The 19,395-nt window shown below is 52.1% G+C and carries 20 protein-coding genes; 7 read left to right on the top strand and 13 right to left on the bottom strand.

What is annotated here, in order from left to right:
* Positions 1–7: 7 nt before the first annotated feature.
* Genes potH through rlmC form a run of 4 tightly spaced genes read left to right on the top strand, consistent with a single transcriptional unit; the run spans position 8 to position 3,519 of the window.
* Entirely contained in the window at positions 8–961 is a 954-nt protein-coding gene (gene potH, locus K0335_RS18070) for a putrescine ABC transporter permease PotH (RefSeq protein WP_000105437.1), read from the top strand.
* The gene (gene potI, locus K0335_RS18065) at positions 958–1,803 is read left to right on the top strand and encodes a putrescine ABC transporter permease PotI (protein ID WP_219393982.1); all 846 of its coding nucleotides are present in this window, start codon (positions 958–960) and stop codon (positions 1,801–1,803) included. The genes potH and potI overlap by 4 nt, the downstream gene beginning before the upstream one ends.
* Before the next feature lie 59 nt (positions 1,804–1,862).
* A complete protein-coding gene (locus tag K0335_RS18060; RefSeq protein ID WP_000389256.1) occupies positions 1,863–2,351 on the top strand; it encodes a YbjO family protein in 489 nt (162 codons plus the stop codon).
* Positions 2,352–2,391: 40 nt separating this feature from the next.
* Positions 2,392–3,519, top strand: coding sequence for a 23S rRNA (uracil(747)-C(5))-methyltransferase RlmC (gene rlmC, locus K0335_RS18055; protein WP_104919485.1), 1,128 nt, complete (start codon positions 2,392–2,394; stop codon positions 3,517–3,519).
* 28 nt (positions 3,520–3,547) lie between these two features.
* Here rlmC and artJ read toward each other — a convergent pair whose 3' ends face one another.
* The 6 genes from artJ to K0335_RS18025 all read right to left on the bottom strand — a co-directional run bounded on the left by artJ (position 3,548) and on the right by K0335_RS18025 (position 8,107).
* Positions 3,548–4,279: an arginine ABC transporter substrate-binding protein ArtJ gene (gene artJ, locus K0335_RS18050; protein WP_039020449.1), complete on the bottom strand. Its 732-nt coding sequence runs from the start codon at positions 4,277–4,279 to the stop codon at positions 3,548–3,550.
* A 226-nt stretch (positions 4,280–4,505) separates the two neighbouring features.
* On the bottom strand, positions 4,506–5,174 hold the full coding sequence (gene artM / locus K0335_RS18045) for an arginine ABC transporter permease ArtM (RefSeq protein WP_000895400.1): 669 nt from the start codon (positions 5,172–5,174) through the stop codon (positions 4,506–4,508).
* Positions 5,174–5,890, bottom strand: coding sequence for an arginine ABC transporter permease ArtQ (gene artQ, locus K0335_RS18040; protein ID WP_039020450.1), 717 nt, complete (start codon positions 5,888–5,890; stop codon positions 5,174–5,176). The genes artM and artQ overlap by 1 nt, the downstream gene beginning before the upstream one ends.
* Before the next feature lie 6 nt (positions 5,891–5,896).
* On the bottom strand, positions 5,897–6,628 hold the full coding sequence (artI, locus tag K0335_RS18035; RefSeq protein ID WP_000756580.1) for an arginine ABC transporter substrate-binding protein ArtI: 732 nt from the start codon (positions 6,626–6,628) through the stop codon (positions 5,897–5,899).
* Positions 6,629–6,645: 17 nt separating this feature from the next.
* The gene (artP, locus tag K0335_RS18030; RefSeq protein ID WP_000027199.1) at positions 6,646–7,374 is read right to left on the bottom strand and encodes an arginine ABC transporter ATP-binding protein ArtP; all 729 of its coding nucleotides are present in this window, start codon (positions 7,372–7,374) and stop codon (positions 6,646–6,648) included.
* A gap of 217 nt (positions 7,375–7,591) precedes the next feature.
* Positions 7,592–8,107, bottom strand: coding sequence for a lipoprotein (locus K0335_RS18025; protein ID WP_001270745.1), 516 nt, complete (start codon positions 8,105–8,107; stop codon positions 7,592–7,594).
* Between the two features lie 125 nt (positions 8,108–8,232).
* On the opposite strand from K0335_RS18025, the gene K0335_RS18020 reads away from it, so the two are divergent.
* Both K0335_RS18020 and amiD read left to right on the top strand, forming a co-directional pair.
* The gene (locus tag K0335_RS18020) at positions 8,233–8,556 is read left to right on the top strand and encodes a heavy metal-binding domain-containing protein (RefSeq protein WP_001160731.1); all 324 of its coding nucleotides are present in this window, start codon (positions 8,233–8,235) and stop codon (positions 8,554–8,556) included.
* On the top strand, positions 8,553–9,383 hold the full coding sequence (gene amiD / locus K0335_RS18015; protein ID WP_001255172.1) for an N-acetylmuramoyl-L-alanine amidase AmiD: 831 nt from the start codon (positions 8,553–8,555) through the stop codon (positions 9,381–9,383). Before K0335_RS18020 ends, amiD begins: the two co-directional genes overlap by 4 nt.
* On the opposite strand, the gene K0335_RS18010 is transcribed toward amiD, so the two are convergent.
* The 4 genes from K0335_RS18010 to poxB all read right to left on the bottom strand — a co-directional run bounded on the left by K0335_RS18010 (position 9,380) and on the right by poxB (position 14,689).
* Positions 9,380–10,393 (bottom strand): NAD(P)-dependent oxidoreductase, encoded by a 1,014-nt coding sequence (locus tag K0335_RS18010; protein WP_024256718.1) that lies wholly within the window; start codon positions 10,391–10,393, stop codon positions 9,380–9,382. The two genes, amiD and K0335_RS18010, sit on opposite strands and share 4 nt — an antisense overlap.
* A gap of 98 nt (positions 10,394–10,491) precedes the next feature.
* Positions 10,492–11,922, bottom strand: a complete 1,431-nt coding sequence (locus tag K0335_RS18005; RefSeq protein ID WP_104919484.1) for an SDR family oxidoreductase — start codon at positions 11,920–11,922, stop codon at positions 10,492–10,494.
* Between the two features lie 10 nt (positions 11,923–11,932).
* A complete protein-coding gene (gene ltaE / locus K0335_RS18000; protein WP_021540858.1) occupies positions 11,933–12,934 on the bottom strand; it encodes a low-specificity L-threonine aldolase in 1,002 nt (333 codons plus the stop codon).
* 36 nt (positions 12,935–12,970) lie between these two features.
* Positions 12,971–14,689, bottom strand: coding sequence for a ubiquinone-dependent pyruvate dehydrogenase (gene poxB, locus K0335_RS17995; protein ID WP_104919483.1), 1,719 nt, complete (start codon positions 14,687–14,689; stop codon positions 12,971–12,973).
* A gap of 151 nt (positions 14,690–14,840) precedes the next feature.
* On the opposite strand from poxB, the gene K0335_RS17990 reads away from it, so the two are divergent.
* Positions 14,841–15,275: a DoxX family protein gene (locus tag K0335_RS17990; RefSeq protein WP_000226602.1), complete on the top strand. Its 435-nt coding sequence runs from the start codon at positions 14,841–14,843 to the stop codon at positions 15,273–15,275.
* A gap of 57 nt (positions 15,276–15,332) precedes the next feature.
* On the opposite strand, the gene hcr is transcribed toward K0335_RS17990, so the two are convergent.
* From hcr to lysO, 3 genes are all read right to left on the bottom strand, one after another.
* Positions 15,333–16,301: an NADH oxidoreductase gene (gene hcr / locus K0335_RS17985; protein ID WP_104919482.1), complete on the bottom strand. Its 969-nt coding sequence runs from the start codon at positions 16,299–16,301 to the stop codon at positions 15,333–15,335.
* 11 nt (positions 16,302–16,312) lie between these two features.
* The gene (gene hcp / locus K0335_RS17980; protein ID WP_000458829.1) at positions 16,313–17,965 is read right to left on the bottom strand and encodes a hydroxylamine reductase; all 1,653 of its coding nucleotides are present in this window, start codon (positions 17,963–17,965) and stop codon (positions 16,313–16,315) included.
* 143 nt (positions 17,966–18,108) lie between these two features.
* A complete protein-coding gene (lysO, locus tag K0335_RS17975) occupies positions 18,109–19,008 on the bottom strand; it encodes an L-lysine exporter LysO (RefSeq protein ID WP_104919481.1) in 900 nt (299 codons plus the stop codon).
* Positions 19,009–19,395 lie beyond the last annotated feature (387 nt).

The raw sequence follows: 19,395 nt of genomic DNA, 5'->3' as shown, positions 1-19,395 counted from the left end.
AGCAAAGATGAGTACACTTGAACCTGCTGCCCAGTCGAAACCGCCGGGCGGATTTAAGCTGTGGTTGTCGCAGCTGCAAATGAAGCATGGGAGAAAACTGGTCATTGCGTTGCCGTATATCTGGTTGATCTTACTGTTTCTGCTGCCATTTCTGATCGTCTTTAAAATAAGTCTGGCGGAGATGGCGCGCGCTATTCCACCTTATACCGAACTGATGGAGTGGGCTGACGGGCAACTTTCCATCACTCTTAATCTCGGTAATTTCCTGCAACTGACTGACGATCCGCTCTATTTCGATGCATATCTCCAGTCGTTACAGGTAGCGGCGATTTCGACAATTTGTTGTTTACTGATCGGCTATCCGCTGGCGTGGGCGGTGGCGCACAGTAAGCCTTCGACCCGCAATATCTTATTGCTGCTGGTGATCCTGCCGTCGTGGACCTCGTTTCTGATCCGCGTTTATGCCTGGATGGGAATATTGAAAAACAACGGTGTGCTGAATAATTTTCTGCTGTGGCTGGGGGTTATAGACCAGCCGCTGACCATTCTGCATACCAATCTGGCAGTTTATATCGGCATTGTTTACGCCTACGTGCCGTTTATGGTGCTGCCGATTTACACCGCGTTGATTCGTATTGATTATTCGCTGGTGGAAGCGGCCATGGATCTCGGCGCGCGACCGCTGAAAACGTTCTTTACTGTCATTGTGCCGCTGACTAAAGGTGGGATTATTGCCGGATCGATGTTGGTATTTATCCCGGCTGTGGGCGAGTTTGTGATCCCGGAACTGCTCGGCGGCCCGGATAGCATCATGATCGGGCGTGTACTGTGGCAGGAGTTCTTTAACAACCGTGACTGGCCGGTGGCCTCGGCAGTGGCGATCATCATGTTGTTGCTGCTAATTGTGCCGATAATGTGGTTCCACAAGCATCAGCAAAAAAGCGTGGGAGAACACGGATGAATAATTTACCGGTGGTTCGTTCGCCCTGGCGGATTGTGATTTTGCTGCTGAGCTTCACTTTTCTCTACGCACCAATGCTGATGCTGGTTATCTATTCGTTTAACAGCTCGAAGTTGGTGACGGTATGGGCGGGTTGGTCAACGCGCTGGTATGGCGAATTACTGCGTGATGACGCGATGATGAGCGCGGTTGGTTTAAGCCTGACAATTGCAGCCTGTGCGGCAACGGCAGCGGCGATCCTCGGGACTATTGCGGCGGTAGTGCTGGTGCGTTTTGGCAGGTTTCGCGGATCAAATGGTTTTGCCTTTATGATCACCGCGCCGCTGGTAATGCCAGATGTCATCACAGGTTTGTCGCTGTTGTTGTTATTCGTCGCGCTTGCTCATGCCATTGGCTGGCCTGCGGACCGCGGTATGCTCACCATCTGGCTGGCGCATGTCACTTTCTGTACGGCTTATGTGGCAGTCGTTATTTCCTCGCGCCTGCGGGAACTGGATCGCTCCATTGAAGAAGCGGCGATGGATCTCGGTGCGACGCCGCTGAAAGTGTTTTTCGTCATTACGCTACCGATGATCATGCCCGCAATCATTTCTGGCTGCTTACTGGCTTTTACTCTGTCGCTCGACGATCTGGTGATAGCCAGCTTTGTTTCCGGGCCGGGAGCCACCACGTTACCGATGCTGGTCTTCTCCAGCGTGCGGATGGGGGTGAATCCGGAAATTAACGCCCTGGCAACATTGATCCTCGGCGCGGTCGGAATTGTCGGATTTATCGCCTGGTATCTGATGGCGCGCGCAGAAAAACAGCGGATACGCGACATCCAGCGTGCAAGACGTGGCTGAAGACACTAAAATTTGCCAACCTGGCTACATAATGCCGCGCATGTCGCGGCATTGTTTTCATGGAAGACGAAACGTTGGGATTTTTTAAGAAAACATCTTCATCTCATGCTCGCCTGAATGTGCCTGCGCTGGTACAGGTGGCGGCGCTTGCCATTATTATGATCCGTGGCCTCGACGTGCTGATGATTTTCAATACGCTGGGCGTGCGCGGTATTGGCGAGTTCATTCATCGCAGCGTACAAACCTGGAGTTTAACACTGGTCTTTTTAAGCAGCCTGGTGCTGGTTTTCATTGAGATCTGGTGTGCGTTTTCACTGGTGAAAGGGCGTCGCTGGGCGCGCTGGCTGTATCTGTTGACACAAATCACGGCCGCCGGTTATTTGTGGGCGGCTTCGCTGGGGTATGGTTATCCGGAGCTGTTCAGCATTCCCGGTGAATCAAAACGTGAAATCTTCCATAGCCTGATGCTGCAGAAGTTGCCGGATATGCTCATCCTGTTGCTACTGTTCGTTCCCTCGACCAGTCGGCGGTTCTTCCAGTTGCAATAATGTGTATAATCGTCGCCCCTGATGATGTGAAGGTCAATGTATGCAGTGCGCACTTTACGACGCGGGTCGCTGTCGTTCCTGTCAGTGGATAACGCAGCTGATTCCAGAGCAACTCTCCGCTAAAACCGCCGATCTTAAAAATCTGCTCGCCGACTTTTCGGTTGAGGAATGGTGCGAGCCGGTGTCAGGCCCGGAGCAAGGGTTTCGTAATAAAGCCAAAATGGTGGTGAGTGGTAGCGTTGAAAGACCACTGCTCGGTATGCTGCATCGCGACGGCACACCAGAAGACCTTTGCGATTGCCCGCTTTATCCCTCCTCATTTGCGCCCGTTTTTGCGGCGTTAAAACCGTTTATCGCCCGTGCGGGGTTAACACCCTACAACGTGGCGCGTAAGCGTGGCGAACTGAAATACATTCTGCTGACTGAAAGCCAGAGCGATGGTGGCATGATGCTGCGCTTTGTACTGCGTTCCGAAACCAAGCTGGCACAACTGCGTAAGGCGCTGCCGTGGTTACAGGCACAACTGCCGCAGCTGAAAGTTATTACCGTCAACATTCAGCCGGTACATATGGCGATTATGGAAGGGGAGACGGAGATTTATCTGAGCGAACAACAGGCGCTGGCTGAGCGTTTTAACGATGTGCCGCTGTGGATCCGTCCACAAAGTTTCTTCCAGACTAATCCGGTGGTCGCCAGCCAGCTGTACGCTACTGCGCGCGACTGGGTACGACAGTTGCCGGTTAAACATATGTGGGATCTGTTCTGTGGCGTGGGGGGCTTTGGTTTACACTGCGCGACGCCTGAGATGCAGTTAACCGGAATCGAAATTGCGCCAGAAGCCATTGCCTGTGCGAAGCAATCAGCCGCTGAACTGGGCTTAACGCGTTTGCAATTTCAGGCGCTGGATTCCACTCAATTTGCCACCGCTCAGGGGGAGGTGCCGGAGCTGGTGCTGGTTAACCCGCCGCGCCGCGGCATTGGTAAACCGCTGTGTGATTATCTCTCAACGATGGCACCGCGTTTTATTATCTACTCCAGCTGTAACGCCCAAACGATGGCGAAAGATATCCACGAACTGCCAGGGTTTCGCATCGAACGGGTACAGCTTTTTGATATGTTCCCGCATACCGCGCACTATGAAGTGCTGACGCTGCTGGTGAAGCAATAAAAAAGCCGCAGGTGCGGCTTTCTGAATCTTACTGCGGGAACCACTGGTCATTGATTTTTTTATACGTACCATCTGCTTTAATCGCTGCCAGTGCGTTATTCAGTTTTTCCAGCAGGGCTTTATTATCCGGACGTACAGCGATGCCCAGACCGGTGCCGAAGTACTGAGGGTCGGTCACTTTCTCAGTAGCAACGCCCAGTTGCGGATTGGTTTTCAGCCATTCGTTTACCACCGCTGTGTCACCAAATACCCCATCAATACGACCATTTTTCAGGTCGATAAAGGCATTTTGATAACTGTCATAGGAGACAGTTTTTACTTCCGGGTGCTGATCCTGAATATATTTCTGGTGCGTTGTACCGTTTTCCATCCCAATGCGTTTGCCTTTCAGGTCGGCAAACGTTTTGTAGGTATCTTTTTTGGCAATCACAACAGCTGAGTTTTCGTAGTAGGGCGTGGTAAATGATACCTGCTTGCTACGCTCCGGCGTGATATCCATACCGGAGATAACGGCGTCATATTTTCTGAATTTCAGTGACGGGATGAGGCTGTCGAAAGCGTGATTGGTAAAAGTACATTCTGCCTGCATCTGTTTGCATAACGCTTTTGCCAGGTCGATATCAAAGCCGACAATCTCATTATTAGCACCTATAGATTCAAAGGGAGGATAGGTCGCTGATACGCCGAAATTGATTTTCTCTGCGGCAGAAGCGCCGAATGCACAGGATGAAAGTAAAGCGGCAAGAACTAACTTTTTCATGATGGAACTCCCGTCTGTCAATCTTATGATTTTTGGCCGTGTCTGCGGCATGAGATAACAATGCCATCAAGTGAATTTATATGCAATAAATATGATTAAATAATTCATAATGAATAAAAAAAGACGGACAACTTAGTGGGTTGTCCGTCTTTATTATATTAATCTATGCACTATGTAGGCCGGATAAGGCGTGCACGCTGCACCCGGCATTAGCACGTAGATAACATTAATTCCGTCGCTCGAACGCCAGCGCTTTGCGCTCGATCAAACGCATCATCAGTGTCAGCAGGCCGTTGACGACCAGGTAAATAATTCCCGCCGCGCCGAACACCATGACATCGTAGGTGCGTCCGTACAACAACTGGCTGTAACCCATCACTTCCATCAGCGTAATGGTGTAAGCCAGAGAGGTACTTTTAAACACCAGCACAACTTCGTTGGAATAAGAAGAGAGTGAGCGTTTAAAGGCATACGGCAGCAGGATCGCCAGCGTATCTTTTTTGCTCATCCCCAGGGCACTACAGGATTGCCACTGGCCTTCCGGGATCGCACGAATTGCACCGTAAAATAGCTGCGTGGTATACGCCGCACTGTTCAGCGACAACGCAATCAGCGCGCACAACCACGGTTCTGACAACAGATGCCACAGTGCCGGATACTCCTGCAATGTCGGGAACTGGCCTGGACCGTAGTAAATCAGGAAGATCTGCACCAACAGCGGCGTACCGGTAAACAGCGTGATATAGCCCCGCACCAGCCACACCAGTACCGGCGTTTTCAGCGTCAGGATGATGGTAAAAATCAACGCCAGAATCAGCGCCACAATCAGCGAGGCAATCGTCAGCGTCAGGCTGGTGTGCAGCCCTTTCATCAGTTCGGGTAAATACTCAAGCATCAGCCAGGCCTCCGCTCAAAACGTGTCGCGCGCAGGTCAATGCGTTTGAGAATGTACTGACTGAGCAGGGTAATCACCAGATAGATCGCTGCTGCCACAATGTACCAGGTAAACGGCTCCTGAGTACGGGTGGCAATGCTTTTAGTTTGCAGCATTAAATCATTCACACTTATCAAACTGACCAGCGCGGTATCTTTCAGCAGTACCAGCCACTGGTTACCGAGACCAGGCAGCGCATGACGCCACATCTGCGGCATCACCAGGCGGAAAAAGATAGCCGATTTCGACAGCCCCAGCGCCTGACCGGATTCCCACTGGCCCACCGGCACCGCTTTCAGTGCGCCACGCAGGGTTTGCGAGGCATAGGCGGCATACAGTAGCGACAGGGCGATAACCCCACACAGGAACGGGCTAACGTCGAAGTTCTCAATGTCCATCTGCACCGGGATCTGTACGATCCCAAGATTGATGGTGAAGCCATCCGAAAGCGTCAGCAGTAACTGCGAGGAGCCAAAATAGATAAACAGCACCACCAGAATTTCTGGCAGACCGCGCAGAATCGTCACCAGTGCTGAACCTACCCACGCGACAGGACGCCATTTTGCTGACTCCCATACCGCAAAGAACATCGCCAGCGCCAGTCCGACAATCAATGCACAAACGGCAAGGCCGACGGTCATCCCGGCGGCGCTTGCTAAAGGAAAAAATTCATTCATCAGGTATTACTTCTGGAACCATTTGTTGTAGATGGTTTCGTAAGTGCCATCTTTCTTCACTTTTTCCAGCGCAGTGTTGAATTTCTGCTGCAGTTCAGTGTTGCCCTGACGTACCGCGATGCCGAGGCCAGTACCGAAGTAATCTTTATCGGTCACTTTGTCGCCGACAGCCGCCAGTTTCGGGTTATCTTTCAGCCATTCGGTTACCACTGCGGTGTCACCAAAAACGCCGTCGATACGACCGTTTTGCAGATCGAGTTTCGCGTTCTGGTAGCTATCATAAGGAACCGTGGTGATTTCCGGATGTTTATCCATAATGAATTTCTGGTGCGTCGTCCCGTTCTGAACGCCGACTTTTTTGCCTTTCAGCTGATCAACGCTGGTGTATTTACCTTGTTGACCCACAAACAGGGCAGAGTTGTCATAGTACGGCGTGGTAAACAGCACCTGCTTTTCACGCTCCGGGGTGATATCCATGCCAGCCATCACTGCGTCTACGCGACGGAATTTCAGGCTTGGGATCAGGCTGTCAAACGCCTGGTTAGAGAAAGTGCAGGTCGCATCAATCTCTTTACACAATGCCTGCGCCAGGTCGACGTCAAAACCGACGATCTGGTTATTCGCGTCCATCGATTCAAACGGAGGATAGGAGGCTTCGGTGGCAAAACGAATGGTTTCGGCAGCTGTGGCGGAAAGACTAAAACCTGCAATTAACGCGGCAATCAGAACTTTTTTCATTGTTGTTATCCCGAATCTTAGTGAGAGAGATAGTTTTTAAATGCTTCGGTTTGCGGCTCGGTAAAGCAGCTCGCATCGCCTTGTTCTACGATGTGACCATTTTCCATATACACCACACGACTGGCGGTTTTACGCGCCACTTCTACTTCGTGGGTGACGATCACCTGGGTAATATTCGTTTCTGCCAGTTCACGAATGATGCTGACGATTTGCGCCGTAATTTCCGGGTCCAGTGCGGCGGTCGGTTCATCAAACAGCAGTACCTGCGGTTCCATCATCAGCGCACGGGCGATAGCAACACGCTGTTGCTGACCACCAGAAAGATGCAGCGGATAGCGATCACTGAAAGGTTTCAGGCGCAGACGTTCCAGCAATTTTTCTGCACGGGCCAGCGCCTGATCTTTACTCAATCCCAGTACACGGCAGGGCGCTTCAATCAGGTTTTGCTGCACGGTGAGGTGCGGCCACAGGTTGTATTGTTGAAACACCATGCCGACGTTACGACGCAGATCGCGAATCGCTTTGTCTGAGGGCGTCTTAGTGAAATCGAAATGGTTGCCTGCAATGTTGAGCGTACCGGAGCGCGGCATCTCAAGCAGATTGAGTACACGCAGCAGCGAGCTTTTCCCCGCGCCGCTGGGGCCTAGTAACACCAGCGTTTCGCCCTGAGGGCAATCCAGCGTGATATCGAACAGCGCCTGATGCGCGCCGTAAAAGCAATTAATGCCGTTTAATTGAATACTCATTGACACTCGTATACTGGCAGTCTGATAGCTATTGAGGTCGAAGATAGTACCTTTGACAGAATAATTATGCAATATTTATGCTTTAAAAGTTAAAAGCAAAGCGCATTATTCACTAAACATAGCACAAAATAACGGGGGCGGTGGGCGGCGAGCATAAATGTCGGCATTCCTCGCGAAATGCCGGACAATTTACGGGGGTTATTGGTTGATCAAGGTGTTAGCGATTCTCGATAGACTGACGAAGCGTACCCGCCGTGGCATGAACGCTGCCGCCTAAATAGCGTACATCGTCGATCACCCAACACTGGCCTTCCTGAATCATTAACACTTCATCCTGCCAGCTCTGATCACCCTGTTTTAGATCCACACGCAGAGGAATATTTCGCGCATCACGATTCGGGATTGTTGAAGCACTGGCAACACGGGCGCTGTCTGGCAAGGTGGTTCGACTGGAGAACGGATCGCTGCTTAACAATTCACGATGGCTGTTATCGCGGCTGGCATTACTCAGCAAAGTTGCCAGTTTGTCACTTAAATATGGGCGCAGAGCGGTAATGTCGTTACTGCGGTGTGAAATGCGGTAGTCATAAAACTGCTGGGCCACACTGTCAGGGCCGCCCTGGACACAGGAACCGGTACGTGTGCCGTTATCTTTATAAGCTGGAGTGACTGTGGTGCAGGCACTGAGGAGCAGTGCGCAGGGGATAAGCATTGTCAATTTGCTGTAGCGCATAATCATTTCCTTATAAGCGATCGCTCTGAAAGCGTTCTACGATAATAATGATATCCTTTCAATAATAGCGTATCAGTCTGATAATGCTTTTGAGATCGAAGGCTTAGCAAACAAGGGGATCGATCATGCAATTTTCCACAACTCCAACTCTGGAAGGCCAGACCATCGTTGAATATTGCGGTGTGGTGACAGGCGAAGCGATTTTAGGTGCCAATATTTTCCGTGATTTCTTTGCCGGTATCCGCGATATCGTTGGCGGACGCTCCGGGGCTTATGAAAAAGAATTGCGTAAAGCGCGGGAGATTGCCTTTGAGGAACTTGGCGATCAGGCGCGGGCGTTGGGGGCCGATGCCGTAGTCGGTATTGATATCGACTACGAAACGGTCGGGCAAAACGGCAGTATGCTGATGGTTAGCGTCAGCGGTACGGCGGTGAAAACACGTCGATGAGAAGAGTCTTCTGGCTGGTCGCCGCCGCTCTGTTACTGGCAGGGTGTGCAGGCGAAAAAGGCATTGTCGAGAAAGAGGGATATCAGCTTGATACCCGACGCCAGGCGCAGGCGGCGTATCCGCGCATTAAAGTGCTGGTGATCCACTACACCGCAGATGATTTTGATAGTTCGCTGGCGACACTGACCGATAAGCAGGTCAGTTCGCATTATCTTGTCCCTGCGGTGCCACCACGATACAACGGTAAACCGCGCATCTGGCAACTGGTGCCGGAACAGGAACTGGCCTGGCATGCGGGGATTAGCGCCTGGCGCGGGGCAACACGCCTTAACGACACCTCTATTGGCATTGAGCTGGAAAACCGAGGCTGGCAAAAATCGTCGGGGATGAAATATTTTGCTCCGTTTGAACCGGCACAGATACAGGCGCTCATCCCCCTGGCGAAAGATATTATTACCCGTTATCACATCAAGCCGGAAAACGTGGTGGCGCATGCGGATATTGCGCCGCAGCGCAAAGATGATCCGGGGCCGTTATTTCCCTGGCAGCAACTGGCGCAGCAGGGGATTGGTGCCTGGCCGGATGCGCAGCGGGTAAATTTTTACCTTGCCGGGCGTGCGCCACACACGCCAGTAGATACCGCATCATTGCTGGAACTGTTGGCGCGCTACGGTTATGACGTAAAACCAGATATGACACCGCGCGAGCAGCGGCGCGTGATTATGGCGTTCCAGATGCATTTCCGCCCGACGTTATACAACGGCGAAGCGGATGCAGAAACTCAGGCGATTGCCGAAGCATTGCTGGAGAAATACGGTCAGGATTAGCGGGGCAGTTTCCCGTGATCGCGCAGCCAGGCAGCAGTTTTCTCGATGCCCTCATCAAGAGTGATGACTGGCTGATAACCTAATTCTTCCTGTGCACGCGTCATATCCAGCGTAAAGTCAAAATTCAACTTAGAGACGCCGTAGTGGGTCAGCGGCGGCTCTTTTGCTGACTTGCGACCTAAACGCTCCATGCTGCGGGCGATCATGTCCAGCATCGGGTAGGGGACGGAACGAATACGACAGTCAATATTCAACTCGTCGATCAGCTTCTGCACGATGCTGCGTAGAGTGCGATGCTCGCCGTTGGTAATGTTATATGCTCGCCCGGAAGGCAGCTTATCGCAGGCTTCCTGACTTGCCAGCCACATGGCGTGCACGGCATTTTCATAGTACGTCATATCGACCAGCGCACTGCCGCCGTGTGGTAACAGAATGCTGCCGTAGTGGTGCATCATATGCGCCAGACGGGGAATAAAGACTTTATCGTGTGGCCCGAACAGACTTTGTGGGCGTAAAATAGTAAAGCGTGTTTGTGGATTCGCCTGCGAAAGCATATTGATCACTTCTTCGCTGGCCGCTTTGCTGCGGGCAAACTCGTTAGCGAAGCGGTGAGGGCGAAAATCTTCTTTAATATCGCGATGGTGGTGATAATCGAAGTACAGGGAGGGGGAAGAGATATGAATAAAGTTACGTACTCCCCAGGCGACAGCCCATTCACCCAGACGGCGAGTGGCGCGAACGTTAGCCAGATCGAAAGCCTGTTGTGTCCCCCACGGAGAGGTAAAGCTGGAGCAGTGCCACAACGTATCAATGCCTGCGAGCATCACTTTAGCTTGTGATGAGACCAGCTCGGTCAGATCCGCCGGAACAAACTCTGCGCCCATTTTTTCCAGCAATTTACCCATTGCCTCGTTGCGACCGGTCGCACGCACGCTGATGCCTTTCTGGCATAAAAACTCTACCGCGTTTCGACCTAAGCCGCTGGTGGCGCCGGTAACCAGTACCTTCATATCAATCCACTGTTGTTGAGAAAATGACGTGCGCATTCTTCCGTGATTTCCCCCTTGATGCAATGGGAAACATGAAAGAATAACGCAGGTTTTGTCGATTAATCTGTGCTTTGTTCTGCCAGTCTGGCGATTCGTTTTGCCATTCCGCGAAAAATAAACAGATGCGCGGGGATCATCAGTAACCAGTAAAACAGCCCTGGCATCCCATGCGGATGCCAGAACGCGCGAACATCGATGGTGCGGTAGTCGCCTTTATCCTCTAGGGTAAAACACAGGCGCCCCAGCCCCGGCGCTTTCATGCCAAATAACAACGCCAGTTGTTTTTCCGGCTCGACGATAATCACTTTCCAGCTGTCTACCGCATCGCCAGTTTGCAAATATTCACGCTCCGGGCGGCCTTTCGCTAACTTATGACCGATCGCGCGGTCCATCAGCGCCCGGGTCTGCCACAAAATATTGCCAAAGAAATAACGCTCTCTACCGCCGATTTGATTCACCACCTGCCATAAAGCCGCAAGGCTGGCAGAAGTTTTAACGGTAAACCCTGCCTGTTTGGCGAAATAGCCATACTCCGGTCGCCAGCGGGCAAAGGCCTGAGTGTCGTATCCCCAGTCGCTGGAGTTGACCAGTTTTTCTTCTTCTTTCAACGTGCGACGTACCGCGTCATCGAATGCGATCAGTTGTTGTGGAATGAGTGCACGTAGCGCGGTGTCATCCGCCAGCAGATCGTGTTTCAGCCCCTGTATCAACGCTTTGGCTGTGGTGGGCGGTACGGAAGTAATCACATTGAGAAACCACACCGAAATCCAGCGGGTGGGAAAGGGGATGGGGATTAACCAGCGGCGCTTACCGCTCACCGCCATAAAATGTTCAAACTGTTGCTGATAACTGAGCACCTCTGGTCCGGCGGCTTCGAAGATGCGGTGTTCGCTGGCCGGATGATCTAACAGCGCCACCAGATAGTGCAGCAAGTTTTCCAGCGCGATGGGCGTGGTGCGTGAACGGACCCAACGCGGCGGGGTTAACACCGGCAGGTTGTACACCATATCGCGCATGACTTCGAACGCCGCTGAACCTGCGCCAACGATAATTCCGGCGCGCAATTCGGTCACCGGGACACCCGCTTCACGAAGAATATCCGCTGTAGCCTGACGGGCGCGCAGATGGTCCGACTGCTCGTGAGGCGGGGCCTGCAATGAACTGAGAAAGATTAATTGTTTAACCGGAGCTTCGCGCAGCGCATCGCGGACGTTAAGAGCTACCTGGCGTTCCTGAGCGATAAAATCGCCGCCTTCGCCCATGCTGTGCACCAGAAAATAGACGGTATCGATATTCTGCAACAGGGCCGGAAGGTTATCCGGCCAGCTGAGATCGACTTTATGGCAACTGACGTTTGCCAGTTGCAGCTTTGCAAGCCTGTCGACGTGACGTGCCGCCGCCAGGATCTGATGCCCTTTTTGGCTAAGCGCGTGCACCAGATGCTGACCAATATAGCCACTGGCACCGAGAACTAAAATGCGTTGCGGCACGTCTCTCTCCTTAACGCGCCAGGAAAGCGCGCCAGTGGGCTGCGACTTCTGCCAGTTGTTCACGCGAGACATCAAGATGGGTTACCAGGCGGACAATCGGCGAGGCGTTAATCAGTACGTTTCTCGCTTTCATGTATTCGCCTAACGCGGCAGCATTTTCTTGTCCGACGCGAACAAACAGCATATTGGTGTCCTGACGCATCACATCCGCGCCTGCTTCACGCAGTTGCTCCGCCATCCAGGCGGCGTTATCGTGGTCTTCCTGCAAGCGTGCGACGTTATTTTTCAGCGCATACATTCCGGCTGCGGCCAGAATCCCGGACTGGCGCATCCCGCCGCCAGTCATTTTCCGCCAGCGAATGGCACGTTTAATGTAATCACGATTACCGACCAGTAATGAACCGACTGGCGTACCAAGACCTTTCGACAGACAAATGGTGAACGAATCACAATATTGCGTGATTTCTTTCAGTTCGCAGCCGTAAGCCACCACGGCATTAAAGATGCGCGCACCGTCAACATGCAGTGCCAGATTGCGCTCGCGGGTAAATACCCATGCTTCTTTTAAGTATTCACGCGGCAGCACTTTGCCGTTGTGGGTGTTTTCCAGACTGAGTAATTTGGTGCGGGCAAAGTGGATATCGTCGGGTTTGATTTTCATCGCCACTTTATCCAGCGGTAGCGTACCGTCGGCGTCAGCATCGATAGGTTGCGGTTGAATGCTGCCCAGTACCGCAGCGCCACCGGCTTCGTACAGATAATTATGTGCAGCCTGCCCGACAATATACTCTTCTCCGCGTTCGCAGTGACTGAGCAGCGCGACCAGGTTTGCCTGGGTGCCGGTAGGTAGAAAAATGGCGGCTTCTTTACCGGAAAGCTCTGCCGCATAGTCCTGCAGAGCATTAACGGTAGGGTCGTCTCCGTAAACGTCGTCCCCAACCGGGGCGGCCATCATTGCTTCGAGCATGGCGCGGCTCGGTCGGGTAACGGTATCACTGCGTAAATCAATCATGGCATGTCCTTATTATGACGGGAAATGCCACCCTTTTTACCTTAGCCAGTTCGTTTTCGCCAGTTCGATCACTTCATCGCCGCGTCCGCTGATGATTGCGCGCAGCATATACAGGCTAAAACCTTTGGCTTGTTCGAGTTTGATCTGCGGCGGAATGGCTAATTCTTCTTTCGCAACCACCACATCCACCAGCACCGGGCCGTCGATGGAGAATGCGCGTTGCAGGGCTTCATCGACTTCAGACGCTTTTTCCACGCGAATACCCGTAATGCCGCACGCTTCAGCAATGCGGGCAAAGTTGGTGTCATGCAGTTCGGTGCCGTCAGTCAGGTAGCCACCAGCTTTCATCTCCATCGCCACAAAGCCCAGCACACTGTTGTTAAAGACGATAATTTTTACCGGCAACTTCATTTGTACCACAGAGAGAAAATCGCCCATCAACATACTGAAACCGCCATCACCGCACATGGCGACCACCTGACGTTCCGGCTCGGTTGCCTGCGCGCCCAGCGCCTGAGGCATGGCATTAGCCATCGAACCGTGGTTAAACGAACCTAACAGGCGGCGCTTGCCGTTCATTTTCAGATAACGCGCCGCCCATACCGTTGGTGTGCCGACATCACAGGTGAAAATGGCGTCATCGGCAGCAAAATGGCTAATTTGCTGCGCCAGATATTGCGGGTGAATGGCTTTCTCACTCGGTTTAGCTAAATCGTCCAGCCCTTTGCGGGCATCGCGGTAATCTTCCAGCGCTTTATCCAGAAATTTGCGATCGGTTTTTTCTTCCACTAAAGGCAGCAATGCACGCAGAGTCGATTTGATATCACCGACCAGTGCCATATCCACCTTACTGTGTGCGCCGATGCTGGCTGGGTTGATATCAATCTGAATAATTTTGGCATCGGTCGGGTAGAACGCACGGTAGGGGAATTGGGTGCCGAGCAGCACTAACGTGTCGGCGTTCATCATGGTATGAAAACCTGACGAGAAGCCGATTAATCCCGTCATTCCGACATCATACGGATTATCGTATTCGACATGTTCTTTACCGCGCAGGGCATGAACAATAGGCGCTTTAATTTTTCCGGCAAACTCGACGAGCTCTTTATGCGCCCCCGCGCAGCCGCTACCGCACATCAGGGCGATATTGCTTGAGTAACGCAGCAGTTGCGCCAGTTTGCGTAACTCTTCTTCTTCAGGTGTGACAACGGGTAAGGGGGCGTGATACCAGTGGGTAGTTGCCCCTTCCGGTGCAGGTTTTAGCGCCACGTCGCCCGGTAAAACGACAACCGAAACGCCACGGTTTAGCACCGCTTTACGCATAGCAATCGCCAGCACTTGTGGGATCTGCTCCGGGCTGGAAACCAGCTCGCAATAATGGCTACATTCGCGGAATAACTCTTGCGGGTGGGTTTCCTGGAAATAGCCGCTGCCAATTTCGCTGGAAGGGATATGAGCGGCAATTGCCAGTACCGGAACGTGATTACGGTGACAATCGAACAAACCGTTGATTAAGTGCAGGTTGCCAGGTCCGCATGATCCGGCGCAGACCGCCAGTTCCCCGCTAAGTTGGGCTTCAGCGCCAGCGGCAAAGGCCGCCACTTCTTCATGACGGGTGGACATCCACTCGATGGTGCCCATGCGATTAAGACTGTCGCTAAGACCGTTCAGAGAGTCGCCAGTCACTCCCCAAATGCGTTTTACCCCTGCTGATTCGAGTGTTTTGGCGATATAAGCTGCAACCGTTTGTTTCATGGTTCTCCATCTCCTGAATGTGATAACGGTAACAAGTTTAGTAGATGCTGCCTGTTGCGCTGGCCAAATCTTGATATTTCAGTTGCTTTTAATCCGGTAATGCCCAAGGCTGATGCGAATGGCATTTTCACGATAAAAGGACTAAATTCAGATGGTTGCATCATTGTTAAATGCAGTAAACCGAATGCTGACACATGAGGATTTTGGCAAATTATTGTTACGTTTGGCCGTGGGCGGATTAATGCTGTTTCACGGGGTGCATAAATTATTTGCCGGGATTGATGGTATTAGTGGAATGCTGATTGCAAAAGGTTTCCCCGGTTTTATTGCCTACGGTGTACTTATTGGGGAAGTAGTTGCGCCAGTACTGATTATATTAGGTATTTTGACGAGACCTTCTGCTCTTGTTATCGCCCTGACCATGGTCGTTGCATGGTTGATGGTGGGAATGGGAAAAACAGGGATGCTGGATAAAACCGGTGCCTGGGCGATTGAAAGCCTGGTTTATTTCTTTGTTGCAGCTCTTGCAGTCGCGTTTCTGGGCGCGGGACGTTATGCCGTGGCGGGTAACTCTGCCTGGCGATAAATTTTTACGTTGCTGTCCATTTAAAGCTGCCCGGCGAATTGTGCCGGGCAGTTATCTTTACGCGAGAACCAAATCCCCCTGCGGATGGCAGGAGCAGGCCAGTACGTAACCTTCAGCGATTTCGGCGTCGGTCAGCGTCATTGTGCTACTCACCGTATATTCACCGGAAACCACTTTCGTCTTACAGCAGCCGCAAACACCTGCACGGCAGGCGGCGACAACCGGAACTTTGTTGCTTTCCAAAGCCTCCAGCAGTGTGGTGCCAACAGGTGCGTAAAATTCTTGCGCTGGTTGCAGTTTGGTGAATTTCAGACCACTGGTTGCTGCTTCCGCCACTGGCGTAAAGAACTTCTCTTTAAAGAAACGCGTCACGCCGAGCGCTTTCACTTCCTGCTCTACCCAATCCATATACGGAGCCGGGCCACAGGTCATCACAGTACGAGAGGCTAAATCAGGAACTCTTGTCAGCAGTTCACGTGTCAGACGTCCGGCAACGAAACCCTCGGTAACGTTATTTTCCGCCACCAGTGTCACCGGATAGTCACGCCATTCATCGGCGAAAATAACATCCTGCGGCGTACGCACGTTGTAGATCACCTGCACATCCACCTGCGGGCGATTTTTCGCCAGCCAGCGACGCATCGACATAATCGGTGTGACACCGCAGCCGGCCGCCAGCAACAGGAATTTATCTTCTGCTTTATCGTCGCAGGTAAATTCCCCCATCGCGTCCGAAAGCCAGAGGTAGTCACCGCGTTTTACATCGCGGGTCAGCCACTGGGAACCGACACCGTCATCAATCCGCCGCACGGTCAGAGTGATGTATTCACTCACGCCTGGCGTGGAGGAAATGGTGTAAGCACGCAGCGCTTCCGCTGAGTTACGCACGCTGACCAGCGCATATTGCCCGGCGCGATACGGGTAGTAATCGTGGCAAATCAGGGAAATCGTCCACACATCCGGCGTTTCTTGCGTAATGTGATGAACCTGCATCCGCCACGGGCATTGATTGGTTGGCATCGTCATCGACAAACTCCTTACGCGCTCAACAGTTGCTTCATGTCTTCTTCAACAGTGGTGATAGAACGCAGGCCGAATTTCTCGTTCAGTACCGCCAGCAGGTCTGGCGTCAGGAAGCCAGGTGCAGTCGGGCCGGTAACGATATTTTTCACGCCCAAAGAAAGCAGCGTCAGCAGAATAACAATCGCTTTTTGTTCGAACCAGGAGAGTACCAGCGACAACGGCAGATCGTTGACACCGCAGCCCAGTTTTTCTGCCAAAGTGACAGCCAGAATAATCGCTGAGTAAGCATCGTTACATTGACCAGCATCTACCAGACGCGGCAGACCTTCGATATCGCCGAACTCAAGTTTGTTAAAGCGATATTTACCGCAGGCGAGGGTCAGGATCAGGCAGTCATCCGGTACGCTGGTGGCGAAATCGGTGAAGTAGTGGCGCTCGCCGCGTGCGCCGTCACAGCCACCGAGCAGGAAGATATGACGCAGTTTTTCACGGCTCACCAGATCAATCAGCGTATCCGCCGCGCCAAGCAGCGTCTGACGACCAAAGCCCACGGTGATCAGGTGCGGAATTTCGCTGTACGGGAAGCCCGCCATTTGTTGTGCCTGGGCAATAACTGCTGAGAAATCATCACCATCCAGATGACGCACACCCGGCCAGCCAACGATGCTGCGGGTCCAGATACGATCGTCATAAGCCCCTACGGTTGGATCGATGATGCAGTTCGAAGTCATCACGATAGGTCCAGGGAAGCGAGCGAACTCTACTTGTTGATTCTGCCAGCCGCTGCCGTAGTTACCGACCAGATGCTTGAATTTACGCAGCTCCGGGTAGCCATGCGCAGGCAGCATTTCGCCGTGGGTGTAGACATTAACACCCGTGCCTTCGGTCTGTTCCAGCAAGTTGTAGAGATCTTTGAGATCGTGACCGGAAATCAGAATGCATTTACCCGCCGTCGCTTTGACGTTGACCTGAGTTGGCGTCGGGTGACCGTATTTACCGGTTTCGCCTGCGTCCAGAATGCTCATCACTTTGAAGTTCATCTGGCCGATTTCCATGGAGCACTCGAGAAGTGCGTTCATATCGGCAGGCCAGGTACCCAGCCATGCCATGATTTTATGGTACTGGGCGTAAATATCGTTGTCATATTGACCGAGAACGTGCGCGTGTTCCATATAGGCGGCAGCACCTTTCAGGCCATACAGGCAGAGCAGACGCAGGCCGAGAATGTTTTCGCCAATCGCAGCTTTATCTTTATTGGGAGTAAATTCCGCCGCCTGACGTTGCAGCTCGCCGGGATCGTCACTCACCAGTTGCAGGTCAGCCATCGGGTTATCGACGCGGGCGTTGGCATCTACAGCCAGGCACTGTGCTTTCAGCGCCTCACGCAGGGCAATTGCTTCACGGGCGTAGCCGACAATACGCGGAGAATCGAAGTTAACGTTGGTCAGGGTTGAGAAAAATGCGCGCGGCGCGAAGCTGTCTACATCGTGGTTGATGATGCCGTATTCACGCGCTTTTACCGCCCAGGCTGAAAGCCCTTGCAGCGCCGCGATGAGTAAATCCTGAAGGTCAGAGGTTTCCGCCGTTTTACCACACATCCCCTGCGCGTATGAGCAGCCGTTTCCTGCCGGAGTACGGATAGTTTGTTCACATTGCACACAAAACATGATCACACCTTTTAAAGTTATATTTAATATACATGTTTAAGGTTAAGACGCTTAACACGGGGATAAAAGGGATTTTTCATGCAACTTTAAGGGAGATTGATTTAGCGCAATTTTGGCGGCAGGGATCTACCGCCAGAGAGGTATTATGCAGAGAAAAAGGCGATGAGGATCGGCACTAACAGGCTAAGAATAAAACCGTGAACAATCGCCGCCGGGACCATATCCAGCCCGCCAGTACGTTGAAGAACGGGCAGTGTGAAATCCATCGACGTCGCACCGCATAAGCCCAGTGCAGTAGAGCGGCTACGGCGAATCAGGCCTGGGATCAACATAATAGCAAGCAGCTCACGGGCCAGATCATTAAAAAACGCTGCGCTCCCGATTACCGGACCAAAAGATTCGGTCAATAAAATACCGGAAAGAGAATACCAGCCGAAACCGGAAGCCATTGCCAGCGCGGTATTGATGGGAAGATCAAGAATAAAGGCGTTAATTAAACCACCAATTAAAGAACTGGCCACCACCACCACAGCGACAATCATTCCCCGGCGATTAAGGACAATCTGCTTTAAGGTCATGCCATTATTACGCAACTGAATACCGACGAGGAAAAGTAGCAGAATTAACGTGTATTCGCTGGCTTCCGTAGCGTGTTGTAAGAAACCTAATCCGCTAAGGCCAATAGCAAAGCCAATCACCACCACACCGCAGAGCTTGAGGGACTCCAGCGCCATCGCAATACGTGACGGGAGTTTTTCTTGCTGATGGTGGTTGCGCCACGGCAGGCCTCGCTCCAGCCACATCAGGGCGGTAATATTACACAGTAAAATAACGGTAATACTGACGGCGGAATAATGCAGAATCGCCAACAGGTTACTGGCGAGGTTATCGAGAAACGCCAGACTGATACCCATAAAAAAGAGAATAAGGTAAACCATCCAGCTTAATAGCTGATTAATAACTTTTAACGCAGCTTGTTGGCGAAGCGGAATGAGGTAACCCACAATCAGGGGAACCAGAATGATTAACAGCCCAGAAAACATGAAAAACCAGTCCTTGCAAAGAAAGAAGTCGAAATGCGCGATGACACACTACTGAAAGCGGAAGGACGAGTAAAGTTGCAATTAAAAGGAAATGTTATGCATAAGGATCGGTAGGGTATTCATTTTCATTTAAAGATATTCTTGCGCTTTAATTACAAACCGCACCGGTGTTGGTGGCGTCAAAATCGCCGAGGCGTTCCCTGAAGGCCGGGGCAGCCCACATGGATGTGGGCTGAGGGCGCGTTTTACAGGGATAATGAGATGGACGCTCCAGATTTTACGGTATCAAAGTACCAGACTGGATCGTTGTAATACGTCCTGAAAAATTAGGAGCGTCCACATGAAAGTATCAACTCTTGGTATCGACCTGGCAAAGAACGTTTTTCA

Source organism: Escherichia sp. GZ89 (assembly GCF_019366485.1).
Lineage (GTDB): Bacteria > Pseudomonadota > Gammaproteobacteria > Enterobacterales > Enterobacteriaceae > Escherichia > Escherichia fergusonii.
Note: the sequence above shows the minus strand (reverse complement) of the source record. Positions and strands in the feature narration are given on the sequence as shown.

What these genes read in the sequence shown, in the direction of transcription:
- lysO (WP_104919481.1), bottom strand. Translation starts at nt 19,008, where the DNA reads ATGTTTTCTGGGCTGTTAATCATTCTGGTTCCCCTGATTGTGGGTTAC.
- K0335_RS18020 (WP_001160731.1), top strand. Translation starts at nt 8,233, where the DNA reads ATGCAATTTTCCACAACTCCAACTCTGGAAGGCCAGACCATCGTTGAA.
- hcp (WP_000458829.1), bottom strand. Translation starts at nt 17,965, where the DNA reads ATGTTTTGTGTGCAATGTGAACAAACTATCCGTACTCCGGCAGGAAAC.
- K0335_RS18025 (WP_001270745.1), bottom strand. Translation starts at nt 8,107, where the DNA reads ATGCGCTACAGCAAATTGACAATGCTTATCCCCTGCGCACTGCTCCTC.
- artM (WP_000895400.1), bottom strand. Translation starts at nt 5,174, where the DNA reads ATGCTTGAGTATTTACCCGAACTGATGAAAGGGCTGCACACCAGCCTG.
- artP (WP_000027199.1), bottom strand. Translation starts at nt 7,374, where the DNA reads ATGAGTATTCAATTAAACGGCATTAATTGCTTTTACGGCGCGCATCAG.
- potH (WP_000105437.1), top strand. Translation starts at nt 8, where the DNA reads ATGAGTACACTTGAACCTGCTGCCCAGTCGAAACCGCCGGGCGGATTT.
- artI (WP_000756580.1), bottom strand. Translation starts at nt 6,628, where the DNA reads ATGAAAAAAGTTCTGATTGCCGCGTTAATTGCAGGTTTTAGTCTTTCC.
- hcr (WP_104919482.1), bottom strand. Translation starts at nt 16,301, where the DNA reads ATGACGATGCCAACCAATCAATGCCCGTGGCGGATGCAGGTTCATCAC.
- K0335_RS18060 (WP_000389256.1), top strand. Translation starts at nt 1,863, where the DNA reads ATGGAAGACGAAACGTTGGGATTTTTTAAGAAAACATCTTCATCTCAT.
- rlmC (WP_104919485.1), top strand. Translation starts at nt 2,392, where the DNA reads ATGCAGTGCGCACTTTACGACGCGGGTCGCTGTCGTTCCTGTCAGTGG.
- K0335_RS18010 (WP_024256718.1), bottom strand. Translation starts at nt 10,393, where the DNA reads ATGAAGGTACTGGTTACCGGCGCCACCAGCGGCTTAGGTCGAAACGCG.
- poxB (WP_104919483.1), bottom strand. Translation starts at nt 14,689, where the DNA reads ATGAAACAAACGGTTGCAGCTTATATCGCCAAAACACTCGAATCAGCA.
- K0335_RS17990 (WP_000226602.1), top strand. Translation starts at nt 14,841, where the DNA reads ATGGTTGCATCATTGTTAAATGCAGTAAACCGAATGCTGACACATGAG.
- amiD (WP_001255172.1), top strand. Translation starts at nt 8,553, where the DNA reads ATGAGAAGAGTCTTCTGGCTGGTCGCCGCCGCTCTGTTACTGGCAGGG.
- ltaE (WP_021540858.1), bottom strand. Translation starts at nt 12,934, where the DNA reads ATGATTGATTTACGCAGTGATACCGTTACCCGACCGAGCCGCGCCATG.
- artQ (WP_039020450.1), bottom strand. Translation starts at nt 5,890, where the DNA reads ATGAATGAATTTTTTCCTTTAGCAAGCGCCGCCGGGATGACCGTCGGC.
- potI (WP_219393982.1), top strand. Translation starts at nt 958, where the DNA reads ATGAATAATTTACCGGTGGTTCGTTCGCCCTGGCGGATTGTGATTTTG.
- artJ (WP_039020449.1), bottom strand. Translation starts at nt 4,279, where the DNA reads ATGAAAAAGTTAGTTCTTGCCGCTTTACTTTCATCCTGTGCATTCGGC.